Origin of the sequence: Burkholderia alba, from assembly GCF_034721475.1 — a bacterium.
GTDB classification, from domain to species: domain Bacteria; phylum Pseudomonadota; class Gammaproteobacteria; order Burkholderiales; family Burkholderiaceae; genus Burkholderia; species Burkholderia alba.
This window is the reverse complement of the sequence record NZ_JAWJWL010000006.1, coordinates 137,387-154,791: the sequence shown is the minus strand read 5'-3', so window position 1 is coordinate 154,791 and position 17,405 is coordinate 137,387. Positions and strand designations below refer to the sequence as shown.

The 17,405-nt window shown below is 66.3% G+C and carries 14 protein-coding genes and 2 pseudogenes; 7 read left to right on the top strand and 9 right to left on the bottom strand.

From position 1 onward, the window contains the following. Nucleotides 1-24: 24 nt before the first annotated feature. Complete coding sequence (locus RZR99_RS08680) at nt 25-1,491, bottom strand: mechanosensitive ion channel (RefSeq protein WP_323119339.1); 1,467 nt, start codon at nt 1,489-1,491, stop codon at nt 25-27. Nucleotides 1,492-1,762: 271 nt separating this feature from the next. Between RZR99_RS08680 and RZR99_RS08675 the strand changes: the two genes are divergently transcribed. Next, complete coding sequence (locus RZR99_RS08675) at nt 1,763-2,659, top strand: AraC family transcriptional regulator (protein WP_323119338.1); 897 nt, start codon at nt 1,763-1,765, stop codon at nt 2,657-2,659. A 94-nt stretch (nt 2,660-2,753) separates the two neighbouring features. Here the strand turns inward: RZR99_RS08675 and RZR99_RS08670 are convergent, their stop codons facing one another. Both RZR99_RS08670 and RZR99_RS08665 read right to left on the bottom strand, forming a co-directional pair. Continuing rightward, nucleotides 2,754-3,077, bottom strand: coding sequence for a zinc ribbon domain-containing protein (locus RZR99_RS08670; RefSeq protein WP_323119337.1), 324 nt, complete (start codon nt 3,075-3,077; stop codon nt 2,754-2,756). 11 nt (nt 3,078-3,088) lie between these two features. Next, nucleotides 3,089-5,191: a heavy metal translocating P-type ATPase gene (locus tag RZR99_RS08665; RefSeq protein ID WP_407655420.1), complete on the bottom strand. Its 2,103-nt coding sequence runs from the start codon at nt 5,189-5,191 to the stop codon at nt 3,089-3,091. 105 nt (nt 5,192-5,296) lie between these two features. On the opposite strand from RZR99_RS08665, the gene RZR99_RS33280 reads away from it, so the two are divergent. The 4 genes from RZR99_RS33280 (at nt 5,297) to RZR99_RS08650 (ending at nt 8,282) form a co-directional block, all read left to right on the top strand. Beyond that, a complete protein-coding gene (locus tag RZR99_RS33280; RefSeq protein WP_407655419.1) occupies nt 5,297-5,686 on the top strand; it encodes a hypothetical protein in 390 nt (129 codons plus the stop codon). Nucleotides 5,687-5,747: 61 nt separating this feature from the next. Continuing rightward, nucleotides 5,748-6,179 (top strand): Cd(II)/Pb(II)-responsive transcriptional regulator, encoded by a 432-nt coding sequence (gene cadR / locus RZR99_RS08660; RefSeq protein ID WP_323119335.1) that lies wholly within the window; start codon nt 5,748-5,750, stop codon nt 6,177-6,179. Between the two features lie 98 nt (nt 6,180-6,277). After that, complete coding sequence (locus RZR99_RS08655; protein ID WP_323119334.1) at nt 6,278-6,901, top strand: PadR family transcriptional regulator; 624 nt, start codon at nt 6,278-6,280, stop codon at nt 6,899-6,901. A 13-nt stretch (nt 6,902-6,914) separates the two neighbouring features. Further along, nucleotides 6,915-8,282 (top strand): FAD-dependent oxidoreductase, encoded by a 1,368-nt coding sequence (locus tag RZR99_RS08650; protein WP_323119333.1) that lies wholly within the window; start codon nt 6,915-6,917, stop codon nt 8,280-8,282. A gap of 200 nt (nt 8,283-8,482) precedes the next feature. Here the strand turns inward: RZR99_RS08650 and RZR99_RS08645 are convergent, their stop codons facing one another. The 3 genes from RZR99_RS08645 to RZR99_RS08635 are packed head-to-tail and all read right to left on the bottom strand — an operon-like array spanning nt 8,483 to nt 10,615. Continuing rightward, nucleotides 8,483-8,608 (bottom strand): hypothetical protein, encoded by a 126-nt coding sequence (locus tag RZR99_RS08645; protein WP_323119332.1) that lies wholly within the window; start codon nt 8,606-8,608, stop codon nt 8,483-8,485. Between the two features lie 14 nt (nt 8,609-8,622). Beyond that, nucleotides 8,623-9,423, bottom strand: coding sequence for a transporter substrate-binding domain-containing protein (locus tag RZR99_RS08640; RefSeq protein WP_323119331.1), 801 nt, complete (start codon nt 9,421-9,423; stop codon nt 8,623-8,625). A 37-nt stretch (nt 9,424-9,460) separates the two neighbouring features. Beyond that, a complete protein-coding gene (locus RZR99_RS08635) occupies nt 9,461-10,615 on the bottom strand; it encodes a pyridoxal phosphate-dependent aminotransferase (protein ID WP_323119330.1) in 1,155 nt (384 codons plus the stop codon). Between the two features lie 312 nt (nt 10,616-10,927). Here RZR99_RS08635 and RZR99_RS08630 point away from each other — a divergent pair. After that, nucleotides 10,928-11,017 (top strand): annotated as a pseudogene (locus RZR99_RS08630) (ion transporter); the annotation flags it as partial. 550 nt (nt 11,018-11,567) lie between these two features. On the opposite strand, the pseudogene RZR99_RS08625 reads toward RZR99_RS08630, so the two are convergent. The 3 genes and pseudogenes from RZR99_RS08625 to putA all read right to left on the bottom strand — a co-directional run. Then, nucleotides 11,568-11,657, bottom strand: a pseudogene (locus RZR99_RS08625) (ion transporter); the annotation flags it as partial. 139 nt (nt 11,658-11,796) lie between these two features. Further along, nucleotides 11,797-12,936 (bottom strand): branched-chain amino acid ABC transporter substrate-binding protein, encoded by a 1,140-nt coding sequence (locus RZR99_RS08620; protein WP_323119329.1) that lies wholly within the window; start codon nt 12,934-12,936, stop codon nt 11,797-11,799. Nucleotides 12,937-13,021: 85 nt separating this feature from the next. Further along, complete coding sequence (putA, locus tag RZR99_RS08615) at nt 13,022-16,948, bottom strand: trifunctional transcriptional regulator/proline dehydrogenase/L-glutamate gamma-semialdehyde dehydrogenase (RefSeq protein WP_323119328.1); 3,927 nt, start codon at nt 16,946-16,948, stop codon at nt 13,022-13,024. Nucleotides 16,949-17,231: 283 nt separating this feature from the next. Here putA and RZR99_RS08610 point away from each other — a divergent pair, with 283 nt between their 5' ends. After that, the gene (locus RZR99_RS08610; protein ID WP_323119327.1) at nt 17,232-17,402 is read left to right on the top strand and encodes a hypothetical protein; all 171 of its coding nucleotides are present in this window, start codon (nt 17,232-17,234) and stop codon (nt 17,400-17,402) included. Nucleotides 17,403-17,405: the final 3 nt, after the last annotated feature.

Below are 17,405 nucleotides of genomic sequence, written 5' to 3'. Positions count from 1 at the left end.
GGCCGCGCCGCGTTGCAGGGTTGCTTATTCGCGCTTGTCGCCGCGCGTGTTGAACCAGCGGTCGAGCAGCTTGCCCGCCGCTTCGCGGCCGCCGAGGCCGAACGCCAGCGCCACCGCGACGGCGATCGCGCCGAGCACGAGGCCGAACGCGAGCTGCACGATCTCGTTGGCGATCCCCATCGCGCGCAGGCCCATCGCGAACACGAGGCCGAGGATCGCGAACTGCGCGATCCTCGCGAGCAGGCCGCTCTGATCGTGGTCGGCCTGCTGGATCACGCGGCGCGCGAGGCTCGCGAGCCAGAAGCCGATCACCAGGATCACGCCGCCCATCAGGATGTGCGCGCCGAACTCGATGAACAGCGTGACGACGTCGCGCACCTGCGTGAAGCCGAGCCGGTTGGCGGCTTCGACGGCCGCGAACAGCATCGCGAAGAAAATCACGAGCCGGCCCGTCAGCACCGACGGCTGCAATACGCCCGAAAACACCCGCTCGAGCCCGAGCGCCGCCGGCAGGCCGTCGACGCCCGCCGCAACCAGCAGCTTCTCCACCAGCGCCGCGACGAAGCGCGCGACATAGAACGTGACGAGCAGGATCACCACCGCCGCGACGATGTCGGGCACCGCGCCGAGGAACTGGTCGAGCAGGTTGGTGGCCGGCCGCGAGATCGCCTCGATCTTCAGCGCATCGAGCGCCGAGATCAGGGTCGGCACGAACACGAAGATGTAGACCACGGTACCGATCAGGCTCGACAGCTTCACGGGGGTGCGGCTGTCGACGTTCTGCGTGAGCCGGTCGGCGCCCGCCGCCACGAGCAGGTTGGTGACGAGGCCGCGCAGGATTTTCGCGACCACCCAGCCGACGAAGCCGATCACCACGGCCGCGAAGATATTCGGCACGATCGCGAGGATCTTGTCGACCATCCCCTGCACCGGCGACAGCAGGCCGTTCAGATCGAACGCGGCGAGGATCGCCGGGATGAACATCAGGATCACCAACCAGAACAGCACGTCGCCGAGATAGCCGCTCATCGGCTTCATGCCGGCCGTTTCGGACAGCTTGCCGTCGATCTTGCTCGCCTTCAGCGCCTTTTCCGCGACGCTTCTCAGCAGCGATGCGATCAGCCACGCGATCAATGCGAGCGCCGCGCCGCCGATCAGGTTCGGCAGATAGTTGACGATCTTGGTGACGAGCAGCGAGAACGGATTCGATACCGCGTAGAGATTCAGGACGTTGAAGATCCCGACCGCGGTCACGAGCAGGATCAGCCAGAACAGGCCGCCCGCGATGATGCCTTCGATCTGCGCACCCTGCCCGGTACTGTCCGCAATACGCTTGTCGACCTTCAGCGCACTCAGCAGCTTGCGCACGCCGGCCCGGACGATCACGGCGATCAGCCAGCCGACGATCAGGATGCCGAGTGCTCCGGCGATCTTGGGCAGGTAGACGCCCAAGGTGCTTTGCAGCGATGTCAAGAAGCTGGATGAATCCATTTGTTCTCTCCCGAAAGCGTGGTGCTGCGGTTGGACATCGATGGACAACCTGCGGACTCCGAAAAAACGGGGCTGCTAGCGCGACCTTACACGGGGAACGATGACGGGTTCAATCGGATTTCACCGTACTTAAACATTAGTCAGAAAAATGACGCAACTCGCCGCACTGTCTCTCTGCAAATAGCGACAGATGGCCGTCAACCGGCGGCACCGGTTCCGGCGCCCGCCGCTCGGGACGATATCAGCAAGATTTGTCAAAAGCCGCCGTGCTATGTTGGGCGTCCCTTCCTTCGTCGCCGCGCCGATGCCCGCCACGCCCTGCTGGTCCCGCTACCGCTCGCGCATCGACCGCGTGCACGACTACATCCGCGCCCATCTCGACGATGCGCTCGACCTGAACCGGCTCGCGGAAATCGCGTGCCTGTCGCCCTATCACTGGCATCGGATCTATCAGGGGATGTACGGCGAATCGGTGGTGATGACCGTGCGGCGCATGCGGCTCGCGCGCGCGTCGGAGGATCTGGTGCATTCGGCGCTGCCGATCGGCACCGTCGCGCGCCGCGCCGGCTACGGCTCGCCGCATGCGTTCACGCGCGCCTTTCGCGACGCGTTCGGCGTGCCGCCCGCGCAGTATCGGCGCGAAGGCGTGCAGCGCACCCCCTACCCATCCGCAACGGGAGAACGACAGATGACTCAGCATGCCGTCACGTTTCGCCGGCTCGAACCGATCGAGGTGCTCTCGGTCGAGCATATCGGGCCATATCCTGAAATCGGCCGCGCCTTCGAGGTGTTGTCGCGATGGCTCGGCGAACGCAACCTGTTCGGCCCCGACACCCGCTGCATCGGCATCTTCTACGACGATCCGGACGCGACGCCCGCGCCGCAGTTGCGCTCGAAGGCGTGCTTCGCGCTCGGCGCGGGGCCGCTGGCCGTGGAGGCGGCGGCGCCCGTCGAGCGTACCGTGATCGCGGGCGGCGACTACGCGGTGCTGGTGCACCGAGGGCCATACCAGAACCTGAAGGACACCTATGACTGGCTGTACGGCACCTGGCTGCCCAACTCGGGCCGGGAGGCGGCCGATGCACCGTCCTTCGAGCTGTATCTGAATTCGCCGGAGAACGCGAAGCCTGTCGATCTATTGACGGAAATTCACCTGCCGCTGCGCTGAACGCCGCGAACCGGCGAGCGCGGGCGGCGGCGGCAAGCGAGTCAACCGGATCGATGCGCACCGGCTGCCTGACGCCGCCGGCGCGCACCGGGATTCACGCGACCTGAGTGCCGCACTGCTGGCAAAAGCGTGCGCCGGCGTCAAGCGTCGCATTACACTTGCCGCATGCCGCCGCCCGCTGCGATGTGCCGCATTGCGAGCAGAACTGCGCGGCGGCGGCGTTGATCGTCCCGCAGCGCGAGCAGGCCTGGCTCTGCGCGGGGCCGCCCGGCCCCGGCGGCGGGAAGCCCCCGCCGCCATGACCGCCCTGATTGCCCCAGCCGTAGCCGCTATGTCCGCCGCCGTGGCCGCGCCCATGGCCGCCGCCGCCGTTTCCGCCGCGGCCGTGGCCGCCGGTAATCCATTTGAGCAAGCTCATCGTCGCCTCCTTCAGCGTTGTTGACGCAATAGACGCAAACCGTTGCCGACCACGATCAGGCTCGCGCCCGCGTCGGCGAACACCGCCATCCACATCGTGCCGAGCCCCGCGATCGTCAGACCGAGGAACACCGCCTTCACCAGCAGCGCGAACACGATGTTCTGCACGAGCACGCTGTGGGTCGCCTTCGACAACCGCACGAATGCGGGAATCTTGCGCAGATCGTCGTCCATCAGCGCGACGTCGGCGGTCTCGATCGCGGTGTCGGTACCCATCGCGCCCATCGCGAAACCGATGTCGGCGCGCGCGAGCGCCGGCGCATCGTTGATGCCGTCGCCGACCATCCCCACCGAGCCGCGCCCCGCCGTCAGTTCGGTGACGGCCGCGAGCTTGTCCTCGGGCAGCTGGTTGCCGCGCGCATCGTCGATGCCGACCTGCCGCGCGATCGCCGTCGCGGTGTGCGGGTTGTCGCCCGTCAGCATCGCGGTCCGGATGCCCAGCTGGTGCAGTTCGGCCACCGCCGCGCGGCTGGTTTCCTTCACCGTGTCGGCCACGGCGAACAGCCCCAGCACCCGCGTCTGGTCGATCAGCATCACGACCGTCTTGCCCTGCTTCTCGAGCGCGTCGAGACGCTCTTCGAGCGCGGGCGAGCAGCGGTTCAGTTCCTCGACCAGCCGGTGGTTGCCGAGCCAGTACGCGGTGCCGGCGATGACGCCGCGCACGCCCCGGCCCGGAATCGCCTCGAACTCGCTCACTTCCGCGAACGCCGTGCCGGTGTTCGCATTCGCTGCCTCGACCTTGCCCGCCGCGGCGATCGCCTGCGAGACCGGGTGGTCGGAGCGGCCGGCGAGACTCGCGGCCAGATGCTTGACCTGCGCGGCATCGACGTCGGCCGCCCGCATTTCGAAGTCGGTCTGCACCGGCTTGCCGTGCGTGATCGTGCCGGTCTTGTCGAGGGCGAGCCAGACCAGCTTGCGGCCTTCCTCGAGATACACGCCGCCCTTCACCAGGATGCCGCGCCGCGCGGCCGCCGCGAGTCCGGACACGATCGTCACCGGCGTCGAGATCACCAGCGCGCAAGGGCAAGCGATCACGAGCAGCACCAGCGCGCGGTAGATCCAGTCGCGCCACGCGCCATCGATCAGCAGCGGCGGCACGATCGCGACCAGCAGCGCGATCGCGAACACGATCGGCGTGTACACCCGCGCGAACTGATCGACGAAACGCTGAGTCGGCGCCTTCGCGCCCTGCGCTTCCTCGACCGCGTGGATGATGCGGGCGAGCGTCGTGTTGCCCGCGATCGCGGTCACCTGGTATTCGAATGAGCCCGATTCGTTGATCGTGCCGGCGAATACCGGATCGCCCTGCGCCTTTTCGACCGGCAGGCTTTCGCCCGTGATCGGCGCCTGGTTCACCGTCGAGCGGCCGGACACGATTTCACCGTCGAGGCCGATGCGCTCGCCCGGCTTCACCCGCACGACGGCACCCAGCACGACCTGCGCGGCTTCGACCGTCGCCCACGAGCCGTCGGGCTGACGGACCGTCGCGGTATCGGGCGCGAGACGCATCAGGCCCTGGATCGCGTTGCGCGCGCGGTCGAGCGACTTCGCCTCGATCAGTTCGGCGACCGTGAACAGCACCATCACCATCGCGGCTTCCGGCCACTGGCCGATCACCATCGCACCCGTGACCGCGATGCTCATCAACGCGTTGATGTTCAGGTTGCCGTTGCGGATCGCGATCCAGCCTTTCTTGTAGGTGGTCAGGCCGCACGCGGCCACCGCCAGCACCGCGAGCACCGCGGCCAGCCAGGTCGGCAGGCCGAACCAGGTGGCAGCCTCCGATGCGATCGCCGCCGCGCCGGCGACGGCGAGCGGCCACCACGGCTTCGCGCGTTCGGCGGGCAGCGCCGCGCCGCCGGGTTGCGCGGATGCGCCGCCCGCCGCTTCGGGCGTCATGCCGAGCGAACGGATCGCGCCCGTGATCGTGTCTTCCGCGCCGGGGACGTGGTCCACCGTCAACATCCGCTGCATCAGGTTGAATTCCAGCGCCGATACGTCCTTCAAGCCGCCGAGCTTCTTGCGGATCAGCGTTTCTTCGGTCGGGCAGTCCATCTGCATGATGCGGAAGGCCGAGCGCACGTTGCCGTTCGCGACCGCCCGGCTGCCGGGCAGCGGCGCGAGCGCGACCGCGGCCGGCGCGCAGCAGGCGCCCGCGGCGTGATCGTGATCGTGGTCGCCGGCGTGATCGTGCTGATGGCCGGCGGCGCCGTGGTCGTGATCGTGGTCATGCCCTTTCGCGTGACGATGGTCATGGCCGTCCGCGCCGTGGTCGTGATCATGCCCGGCCGAGTGGCCGTGACCGCACCCCGCGCCGTGAACGTGCGCGGCGCCGTCCTGCTCGTCGCCGTGCCGATGGCCGGCGTGGTCGTGGTCGTGGTCGTGCGCGGGCGCACCGCCACCGCCGTGCGGGCGCGCGGCGGTCGATGCGTTGTCGCGGGCGTGCTCGTGCGCGTGTCCGGCGCACGTATCGTCATGGACATGCTCGGGTTCGCGGAGCCGGTCTCGCACTTGGGTGGCTTCGGTCATTGCAACCTCCTGGATGGCTAACGGTGTACAGTTAACACCCTGAAGCCACTACAGGGTCAACCCTTTCCGTAAGGAGATTCGAATGAAAATCGGCGAACTGGCCAAAGCGGCGCGCTGCACGCCCGAAACGATTCGTTTCTATGAGAAAGAGGGCCTGATGCCCGACGCGGAACGGACCGATTCCAACTACCGCAGCTATAGCGATGTACACGTCGAACGGCTGCGCTTCATCCGCAACTGCCGCGCGCTCGATATGACGCATGACGAGATCCGCGCGCTGCTGCACCTCACCGACGATCCCGCCGACCGCTGCAATTCGATCAATTCGCTGCTCGACGAGCACATCGGGCATGTGGACGCCCGGCTCAGGGAATTGCTGCATCTGAAGGCCCAGCTCACCGAGCTGCGCGAACAATGCCAGGGCGAGCACACGGTCGAGGATTGCGGCATCGTGCACGGGCTTGCGACGATGGAAACCCTCGCGTCACCCGCGAAACGCACCCACGTCGGCTGACGCGTCGATACAGCCGGGCCGCCGCATAAGGCTCGGCGGGCTTGCGCGCATTTATGTCTAGTCATAGAATAACTAGAAATAACTGAACTACTTATATTATGGCGCGATACTCTCCGCTGGCGCTTGCCGTGCTTGCGATGCTCACCGAAGCCCCGATGCATGTGTACCGGATGCAGCAGCTCATCAAGATGCGCGGCAAGGACGAGGTCATCAACGTCCGACAGCGCAACAGCCTTTACCAGACGATCGATCGGCTGCTGAGGGACGATCTGATCGCCGTGCGCGAAACCGAGCGCGACGGGGCATTCCCGGAGCGGACCGTCTATCAGATCACCGACGAAGGCCGCGATACCGCGCGCATGTGGCTGCGCGAGCAGCTGGCCCACCCGGCGCGGGAGTTTCCGTCGTTCCCGGCCGCGCTGTCGATCCTGCCGCTGCTGTCGGTCGACGACGCGCGCCGCCAGCTCGAAACCCGGATCGGCGCGCTGGAGCGCGAGCTTGCGCGCCACGCTGCCGCTCGCAACGCCGCACAGGCGATGCAGATTCCGCGACTCTTCCTGCTCGAGGGCGAGCTGATGGAAGCCACGCTCGAAACCGAGCTCAACTGGGTGCGCAGCGTGGTCGGCCATCTGAAGGTTGGCGCGCTCACCTGGAGCGAAGCCTGGCTGCGCGAAGTCGCCGAGCGCTTCGCCCAACAGGATGCGCCGTCCGACCAACCCTGACGCCGAGGCCGCCATGTCCACCCCGTCCGCTTCCCCCCGCCCCCTCAAGGTCGCCATCATCGGTGCAGGAACGGGCGGCCTCTGCCTCGCGCACGGGCTGCGCCGCGCCGGCATCGCGGTCGACGTCTACGAGCGCGACCGCACGCGCACCGACGGCCTGCAGGGCTACCGGGTGGGCATCAACGAGCACGGCATCGCGGCTTTGCGCACAACGCTGCCGCCGGATCTGTTCGCAACCTTCCTCGCCACCTGCGCCCGTACCCCCGGGCATTTCAACATGCTGACCGAGCGGATGACGGAACTGCTGTCGGTCGAGATCGGCGACGACCGACTGGACGGCGGCAAGTCGGTCAGCCGGATGACGCTGCGCCAGGTACTGCTGACGGGGCTCGATGACTGCGTGCATTTCGACAAGACCTTCGTGTCGTACGAGCCGCATCCCGACGGCCGCGTCGGTGCGCTGTTCGCCGACGGCACCCGCGCGACGGCCGACCTGCTGGTCGGCGCGGACGGCGCGCGCTCGAAGGTGCGGCGTCAGTTGCTGCCGCACGCCCGGCTGGAAGACACCGGCATCCTGAGCGTCGGTGCGAAAGTGCCGATGACGGCGGAAAACCGCGCGCTGCTGCCGTCGAAAGTCCTCGACGGCATCACGCTCGTCACCGCGCCGAAGGGCTACGGCGCGATCCTGCACACGATGGAGTTCAACTGGGATCGCGCGGGCGTGAAGCCCGGCGTGGGCGCGAGCGACGCCGCGCTGCTCGCGCGCTGGCCGGGGCTGCTGTACGACAACACCCGCGACTACCTGATGTGGGGCCTGTGGGGCGCGCGCCGCAACCTCCCCGCCGATCCGACCCGGCTCGATCCTGCCGCCCGCCTCGCGCTGGCGACGCAGATGACGGACGGCTGGCACCCGAACCTGCGCGCGCTGATCCGCGCCTCCGACGTCACGACAACCATCGCGATCGACGTGCGCACGTCGGTGCCCGTCGATCCGTGGCCCGCGTCGAACGTCACCGTGCTGGGCGACGCGATACACCTGATGACACCCGGCCGCGGCGTCGGCGCCAATACCGCGCTGCGCGACGCGCGCCTGCTCGCGATGCGTCTCGGCGAAGCGGCGCGCGGCACGCGTTCGCTGCTCGACGCGGTGGCCGACTACGAGCGGAACATGCGGGCGTACGGTTTTCATGCGGTGGCCGAGTCGCGCAAGCAATTCGACGACCGAGGCGCCGTGCATCGCCCGGTGGTCGGGCGCGTCGCGCTGGGCGTGATGCGCACCGGGATGCGGATCGTGAATCACGTGCCGCCGCTCAAGCGCCGGATGATCGATTCGGAGAACCAGTTTCGCGGCGATGCCCCCGAGTACGCGCCGCACGTGTAGCGCGCGTCAAGATATCTCGCGAAACGTTCGGCGGGCGGAGGCATGGACCCAACACGCATCGGCATTCCCGGCGCATCCGGCGGCCGCCGTGCCTCAGCGTGCGGATGCAAGGCTGCTGGTTGAGTACGTCACGTACCGCAACGCCCTCGCTTACGTCTCTCCGACCGGATTCCGCGAATCCGAGGATCAGGCGTTGCCGATCAGGCCGATATCCTCGTCCGGTCGGCGGAAGCCGTGACGATCGCCTCGCCGCGTTCGGCGGCGAGCGCCGCCTCGAGCGCATCGGCCGGCGGGGGCGCGTGGCCGGGCGTGGCGATGCCATTCATCGCGGGGACACGCGTCACTTGGCGGAGATGTCGATGTCGCCGAAATACTTCCGGCCGAGCGACTTCACCGTGCCGTCCGTCTTCAGTTGGTCGATCGCCGCGTTGAGCCGGGCCTTCAGCGCGTCGTCGCCCTTGCGCAGCCCGAACGCGATGCCGCTGCCGAGGATCCGGTCGTCGCGCACCGGCTGGCCGACGAACCCGAAGCCCTTGCCGTCCGGCCGGGACAGGAAGCCGCGTTGTCCGGCGGGCGCGAGCACGAGGGTGCCGTCGAGGCGACCCGCGACCAGATCCGTGTAGGCCTGGTTCTGATCCTGGTACGCGACGATGGCGACCCCGGCGGAGGCCCAATGCACGTTCGCATAGGTTTCCTGGATCGAGCCTTGCAGCACGCCTACCCGTTTGCCTTTCAGCGCGTCGGGCGTCGGCGAGAGGCCGCTCTTCGTGCGCGCGATCAGTTGGGTCGGCACGCGATAGATGATCGTCGAGAACTCGATTGCCTGGCGGCGCTGCTCGGTCGCGTTCATCGCCGAGTTGATCGCGTCGAACTTGCGGCCCTGCAGCGCCGGGATCAGTCCGTCGAACGAGGTTTCCACCCATTTGCAGCTGAGTTTCGCCGTCCGGCAGACCGCGTTGCCGACATCGATGTCGAAGCCCTGCAGTTCGCCGTTCGGCGCCTTCGATTCGAACGGCGGGTATTGCGCTTCCAGGCCGAAGCGCAGCGTCTGCGGCATATCGGCGAGCGCCGCGCCGGCGGCGGTTGCGGTTGCGGCACCCAGTGCGCAGGCCAGCGCGAGACAGAAGTCCAGTCGTTTCATCGAGGCTCTCCTTGAAATCGGTGGGAATCGGGCGCGCTCACAGGCGGCGCAGGCGGCGGGCGCCTTCGACCAGCGTCGCGTCGTCTTTCGAAAAGCTAAGGCGGATCAGGCCGGTATCCGTGCCGTCCGTATAGAACGCGGACAGCGGAATCGTCGCGACGCGCGCATCGCGGATCAGCCGCAGGACGAAGTCGCTGTCGCTTTGATCCGAGATTGCGTGAAACCGCGCGAGCGTGAAGAACGAGCCTTCGCTCGGCAGCAGTTCGAATCGCGATCCAGCGAGTTCGCCGGCAAGCAGGTCGCGCTTGCGCTGGTAGAACGCGCTCAGGCCCAGGTAGCTGGACGGGTCGGCGAGTGCTTCGGCGAATGCGTATTGCATCGGCGTATCCGCCGAGAACACCATGAACTGGTGCACCTTGCGGATCTCGTCCATGAGTGCGGCGGGCGCAAGGCAATAGCCGATCCGCCAGCCGGTCACGTGGTACGACTTGCCGAACGACGACACGATCACGCTGCGTTCGGCCAGTTCGCGATGGCGCGCCATGCTGTGATGGCCTGCGCCGTCGAACACGACGTGCTCGTAGACCTCGTCGGAGAGGATCACGATGCCGGTGTCGCGGGTCAGCTGCGTGAGCCGGGCGATGTCGGCGTCGCTGAAGATCGTGGCGGTCGGGTTGTGCGGGGTGTTGACGATCATCATCCGCGTGCGGGGCGTGATCGCGGCCGCCACCTCGTCCCAGTTCACCCGGAACGTGTCGGGCGACAGCTTGATCGCGACGGGCGTCGCGCCTTGCAGCCGGACGATGGGGGCGTAGCTGTCGAACGACGGTTCGAAGTAGATCACTTCGTCGCCGGGGTGTACGAGTGCGCTGATCGCAGCGTAGAGCCCTTCGCTCGCGCTCGCGATCACGGTGATTTCCCTTTCGGGATCGTAGCGGCTGCCGTACAGGCGCTCCGTCTTGTCGGCAAGCGCGTCGCGCAGGGCGGCGATGCCGGACATCGGCGCGTACTGGTTGTGTCCGTCGCGCATCGCGCGACTGACGCATTCGATCAAGGCCGGATCAGGGGCGAAGTTGGGGGCGCCCTGCGAAAGGTTCAATGCATCGTGTTCGGCGGCCAGTTGGCCGATCACCGTGAAGATCGTCGTGCCGACGTCAGGGAGCTTCGAACGGGGCGCGGCGGTGCTCTGCATGCTGGTTCTCCTCTTTCTTTCCGAATGTTTCTCGCGACGCGGGTGGCTGTTCGCCCTCGGTCGCCCAACCACGCGCGCAACCGTCGAGGGATTTAGCCCCAGCCAATTTCGACCAGCAATCGAAAGTTTTTCATAAGAGGTATGAGGGGAAGTCATAGGAATAAGGCTGCGGTACCCTTCGCTTCAACTCCTCCCCAACGTCATTCATTTCAAGCACGCTCTCTTCGCTCAGCGTTAGTCTTTTTCTCTTCGCTTAGGCGTTGAGATTCATATTCAGGTGGGGAACCCGATTTGGGCGGGGAACTTGTTTTCGTGTCGGTCTATCAGCGTCGCCCCTCCCCGGGGCAGGGGTCACTTTTCTTTGTCTTGCCAAAGAAAAGTAACCAAAAGAAAGGCGCTTTTCTGATCCAAGCTTAAGGTGCCCTCATAAAACGAACTGGCCCAGCACCTAAGTGTCCACCACGATGAGAACGCGGATAGGCGCGCGCAGGCACTGAGGCATCGCACCACGGCACGAAGTGGTATGCCCCCAGTCCGCTCCATCCTCGCTTCGCTCGGACGTCAGGTTCACCCCTGCTCGAGATGTTTGCGGGCGGTCGAACTGATATCGCCCGCTCCGGATTCGTCGATCAATCAGCAGCGCCCGCATATCAGTGATGAATGCGGGCGTTGTTGCATGTGGGTCTGGAGATGGTGGAAGGAAGGGGGGCGTCGTTGAATGACGATGGGCGGGTATGGAGGTCAAGAGGTTTATGTGCCGGGACCGTTTGCTTGTGCGTGGATGATGTACCCGATGTCCGAGCTTGCGAGGATGGAGCGGACTGGGGGCATACCACTCTGTTTCGTGGTGCGATGTCACGGTGCCTGCGCGCGCCTATTCGCGTTTTGAACGTGGTGGACACTTAGGTGCTGGGCCAGTTTGTTTTATGAGGGCACCTTAAGCTTGGATCGGGAAAGCGACTTTCTTTTGGTTACTTTTCTTTGGCAAGACAAAGAAAAGTGACCCCTGCCCCGGGGAGGGGCGACGCTGATAGACCGACACGAAAACAAGTTCAACGACAGAAACCCCCAAAAGAACAAAAGCAAAGAGGGATGAAGCCCCCGACCTCCCCGCCGATTTCGGCGAAGAGCCCAGAAAAACCTCACCCCTCAAACAGCAACCGCAAAAAAAACCGAACCCGTTACTTCCCGCCGATGCTCTTCAGCGGCGTCCAGACGCCCTTCTCGACCTTGTACATGGTGATCCCGCCGTTCTTGAGATCGCCCTTCGCGTCATACGCGATATGCGTGGACGTCACCCCTGCCATGTCGGTCTTCGCGAGCAGCGGCAGATACTTCGCCGGGTCCGTCGAGTTCGCCTTCTTCATCGCATCGAACAGCGCCATCGCGCCGTCATACGAATACGGCGAGTAGGTCTGCACGTCTTCGCCGAAGCGCTTCTTGTACTTGTCCGCGTATGCCTTGCCACCCGGCATTTCCGTCAGCGGCAGGCCCGCCAGCGAAGCGATCGTACCGTCGGCCGCGTCGCCCGCGATCTTCAGGAAGGTCGGCGTCTTGACCATCTCGCCGCCCATCAGCGGCACCGTGATCCCCAGCGTCTTCATCTGCTTGGCCATCGGCGCTGCCTGCGAATCCGCACCGCCGTAATACACGATGTCCGGCTTCACGGCCTTCAGCTTGGTCAGAATCGCCTTGAAATCCACGGCCTTGTCGTTCGTGAACTCGCGATCGATGATCGTGCCGCCCGCCGCCTTCGCCGCCTTCTCGAACTGATCGGCCAAACCCTGACCATACGCGGTACGGTCATCGACGATCGCGATCTTCTTCATGCCGAGATCCTTCACCACGAACGTACCCGCCACCGAACCCTGCTGCGTGTCGGACGTCATCATGCGGAAGGTCGTCTTGTAGCCCTGCTGCGTGTATTCCGGCGCGGTCGCCATCGCGATCTGCGGAATGCCCGCGTTCGCGTAAATCCGCGAAGCCGGGATCGTCGTGCCCGAGTTGAAGTGGCCGAGCATGCCCTTGATGCCGTCGTCGACCAGCTTCTGCGCAACCGTCGTGCCGGTACGCGGATCGGCCTGGTCATCCTGCGTGTCGAGCACGAACTTGACCGGCTTGCCACCGATCACCGGCTTCGTCGCATTGATGTCCTCGATCGCAAGCACGATGCCGTTCTGCATGTCCTTGCCATAGTGGGCCTGCGCGCCCGTCATCGGCCCTGCATAACCCACCTTGACGTCATCCGCATGCGCCGTCCCCGCAAGCGACATGACGGCAACGAACGTTGCGCCTGCCAGCTTTTTCATCGTGTGTTGCATAGCTTCTCCTAATACCAGGGTAAATGGAGCGACTTCGGGTTCGCCTTGCCGCTTCCGTTTGTGTGAATCGACCAGCCAGGATTGCTCAGCCGATCGTCATCAAATTCGCATTGCCCCCCGCCGCCGCGGTATTCACGCTCACCGAGCGCTCCGTCAACAGGCGCTCGAGTGCGTAATCCTCGTCGCCCTGCCCAAGCGCGCCAGCCGCCACGCCCTGCACCGATACGATCGGCCCCGGCCGCTGCGCCACCTCCTTCACCAGCGCGAGCAGCTCATCGCTGTCGCCCTCGAACAGCACCGCGTCGAACACGGCGTCCGCCTGCTTGCGCACACCCGCATGCGCCTTCAGCCCCGCCGGCAACGCCGCCGCCAGCGCCTCGCCCGCCGCGCCCGAAAACAGCGCCCGATTGCCCGTCGCCAGCACCGCCGCGAACTGCGCACGCGCGCCGCCCGCCGTCGCGGCAACGCACAGCACCGTGCCTCGCGCGCCGAGTGTATACGTATTGCGCTCGCCCGTCGGCCCGGCCAGCACGGCCGTCGCGCCCGCCAGCCCATGCGACAGATAGCCGTCGCAACGCGCCGCCAGCACGGGCTCGCGCTGTTCGATCAACCAATCGCGCAGCACCGTCAACGCTTGCGCCGGATGATCGCGCGCCCCACCCTCCGCCACCGCATCGACGACGAGCGACGTCGCCAGCGAACGCGGCAGACCAGCCGGCCGCGTAGCCAGCAAACGCTGCAGATACAGCGCGCCGCCCGCCTTCGGCCCCGTGCCCGACAACCCCTCGCCGCCGAACGGCTGGACACCCACCACCGCGCCGATCACGTTGCGATTCACGTAAATATTGCCCACATGCGCATGGCCGATCACGTGCGCGATCGTCTCGTCGATCCGCGTATGAATGCCGAGCGTCAAACCATATCCCGTCGCGCGAATCTGCTCCAGCAGCTTGTCGAGCGCGTTGCGGCGGTAGCGCACGACATGCAGCACCGGGCCGAACACTTCGCGCTTCAACTCGTCGATGCTGCCGATCTCGATCAGCGTCGGCGCCACGAACGTGCCCTGCGCGCATCCGTCCGGCAGCGGCAGCTGGGTCACGCCGTGCCCCTTGTCCTTCATCGCGGCAACGTGCGTATCGATCATCCGCTTCGCATCGGCGTCGATCACGGGCCCGACGTCGACCGACAGGCGATCGGGGTTGCCGAGCGCCAGCTCGCGCATCGCGCCCTTCAGCATCGTCAGCGTACGGTCCGCAACGTCGTCCTGCAGACACAGAACGCGCAGCGCCGAACATCGTTGACCCGCGGAATCGAACGACGACTGCATCACGTCCGCGACCACCTGCTCCGCGAGCGCCGACGAATCGACGATCATCGCGTTCTGGCCGCCCGTTTCCGCGATCAGCGGGATCGGCTTGCCGTCCGGATCGAGGCGCGACGACAGCGTCTTGTTGATCAGCCGCGCCACTTCGGTCGAGCCGGTGAACATCACCGCGCGGGTCCGGGCATCGGCCACCAGCGCCGCGCCCACGGTCTCGCCGTCGCCCGGCAGCAGCTGCACCGCGCCGGCCGGCACGCCGGCCTCGCGCAGGATCCGCACCGCTTCCGCGGCAATCAGCGGCGTCTGCTCCGCCGGCTTCGCGAGCACGGTGTTGCCGGCCGCGAGCGCGGCGGCCACCTGTCCCATGAAGATCGCCAGCGGGAAGTTCCACGGGCTGATGCACACCACCGGACCGAGCGGGCGGTGCGTGTCGTTCGAAAATTCGTCGCGGATCTGCGCCGAGTAGTAGCGCAGAAAGTCAATCGCCTCGCGGATCTCCGCCACCGCGTTCGGCAACGATTTGCCCGCCTCGCGGACCACGAGACCCATCAGCGTGTGCATCTGCGCTTCGAGCAGGTCGGCGGCTCGCGCGAGGCAATCGGCTCGCGCATCGACCGGGGTCGCCTGCCAGATCGGCGCGGCAGCCACCGCATGCGCGAGCGCGGCGCTCACATGCTCGGCCGTCGCCTCGCTGACCGTCCCGACGAGATCGCGCAGATCGGCCGGGTTGCGCACGTCGCGCGCCGGCGCATCGGCCAGCGCGTCGTCGGCGAGCAGCGGCGCGGCGCGCCACGGATAGTGCGCGCTCGCGAGCAGCGCCGACGACAGCGACGCCAGCCGGTGCTCGTTCGACAGATCGAGCCCCATCGAGTTGAGACGCTCGTCGCCGTACAACTGACGCGGCAGCGGGATCTTCGCGTGGGGCGCGCCGAGCGGCACCAGCTTCGACGCCTCGTCGACCGGATCGGCCACCAGCTCCTTCACGGCGACCGTCTTGTCGGCGATGCGGTTCACGAACGACGTATTCGCGCCGTTCTCCAGCAGCCGGCGCACCAAGTATGCGAGCAGCGTTTCATGCGTGCCGACCGGCGCGTAAACGCGGCACGGACGGTTCAGCTTGTCGCGGCCCGTCACTTCCTCGTACAGCGGCTCGCCCATCCCGTGCAGGCACTGGAACTCGTACTGGCCGGGGTAGTAGTTCTGGCCGGCGAGGTGGTAGATCGCCGACAGCGTGTGCGCGTTGTGCGTCGCGAACTGCGGGTACACCGCATCGGGCGCGCCGAGCAGCTTCTTCGCGCACGCGAGGTACGACACATCGGTGTAGATCTTGCGGGTATAGACCGGATAGCCTTCGAGGCCGTCCACCTGCGCGCGCTTGATCTCGGAATCCCAGTACGCGCCCTTCACGAGCCGCACCATCAAGCGGTGACGGCTGCGGCGCGCGAGATCGACCAGATAGTCGATCACGAACGGGCAGCGCTTCTGGTACGCCTGCACGACGAAGCCGATGCCGTTCCAGCCGGCCAGCTCCGGATCGAAGCACAGCGCCTCGAGCAGATCGAGCGACAGTTCGAGGCGGTCCGCCTCTTCCGCGTCGATGTTCAAGCCGATGTCGTAGCGGCGCGCGAGCAGCGCCAGCGAGCGCACGCGCGGCAGCAGTTCGATCATCGTGCGCTCCTGCTGCGCGCGCGAATAGCGCGCGTGCAGCGCCGACAGCTTGATCGAGATGCCCGGGCCCTCATAGATGCCCCGCCCGCCCGCGGCCTTGCCGATCGCGTGGATCGCCTGCTCGTAGGATGCGTAGTAGCGCTGCGCATCCTCTTCCGTCGTCGCGGCTTCGCCGAGCATGTCGTACGAATAGCGGAAGCCGCGCGCTTCGTACTTGCGGCTATTCGCGAGCGCCTCGGAAATGGTCTCCCCGGTCACGAACTGCTCGCCCATCAGGCGCATCGCCATGTCCACGCCCTTGCGGATCAGCGGCTCGCCGCCCTTGCCGATCAGCCGCGTGAGCGCCGACGACAAGCCCGCCTCGCTGTTCGTCGTCACGAGCTTGCCCGTGATCATCAAACCCCAGGTGGCCGCGTTCACGAACAGCGACGGCGCATGGCCGACGTGCGAGCGCCAGTCGCCCTTGCTGATCTTGTCGCGAATCAGCGCATCGCGGGTCGCGCGGTCGGGAATCCGCAGCAGCGCCTCGGCGAGACACATCAGCGCGACGCCTTCCTGGCTCGACAGCGAGAATTCGTGGATCAGCCCCTCGACGCCGCCGCCCGTGCTCTTCTCGCGCAGCGCCTCCACCAGCGTGGCCGCCATCGTCTGCACGTCCGCGGCAAGGTTCGACGGCAAGCGCGCCTGGCCGAGCAGGAACGGCACGCATTCCGGCTCGGGCCGGCGATACGCGGCCGTGATCGCCGCGCGCAGCACCGATTGCGGCTGCACGTTCTGCGCGAATTCGAGGAACGGATGCGGCACGCCGTCTTCGTCGGAGTCGGCGTGGCTGTCCGACAGGTCCGTGACGCCTTGGTGGCCGGACAGCTCCGGCGGCAACTGGCCGTGCTCGATGCGCTCGAGATACGCGAAGATCGCCTGCTTGATCAGCCAGTGGGGGGTGCGTTCGAGCCGCGACGCTGCGTCTTTCAGGCGCGAGCGGAGCAGATCGTCGACTTTGACGCCTAGGGTGGTGCTTGCCATGATTCCTTCTAGCGCCGGCCCGATGCCGGCGGATGACTTGAAAAGACTCGCGGAATCGTAAGTCACCCAATAAAAAGGTGCAACCAAATCAAATAGACGGTTGCACCCAAATAAAATGCTTTGTTATCAATACGTTGACGACGTGCAACCCGATCTTGCCAGCGGCTCGGCCGATCAGTATTTTCCCTGATTCCTGTCAGTTCTACCGGCTCGAAAAACGGCGGAATGTGGCCGTATACCCGGGTAGCATGCGGCCGCCTCTTTGCGGACGCGAGGAGGCAGGATGGATAGCTGGGTAGTCATCGGAATGGTGTTGGCAGGCTGGGTAGCGTGCGTGATCGTGTTCGTGCGCGGCGCGTCGCCGGTGTTGAGTCAGGCTTTCATGCGCGCGCGCGTCGAACGGCGCATGGCGGAAAGCCGGCGTTTCCGTACGGTACGCGGGGCGCACGAGTAACGC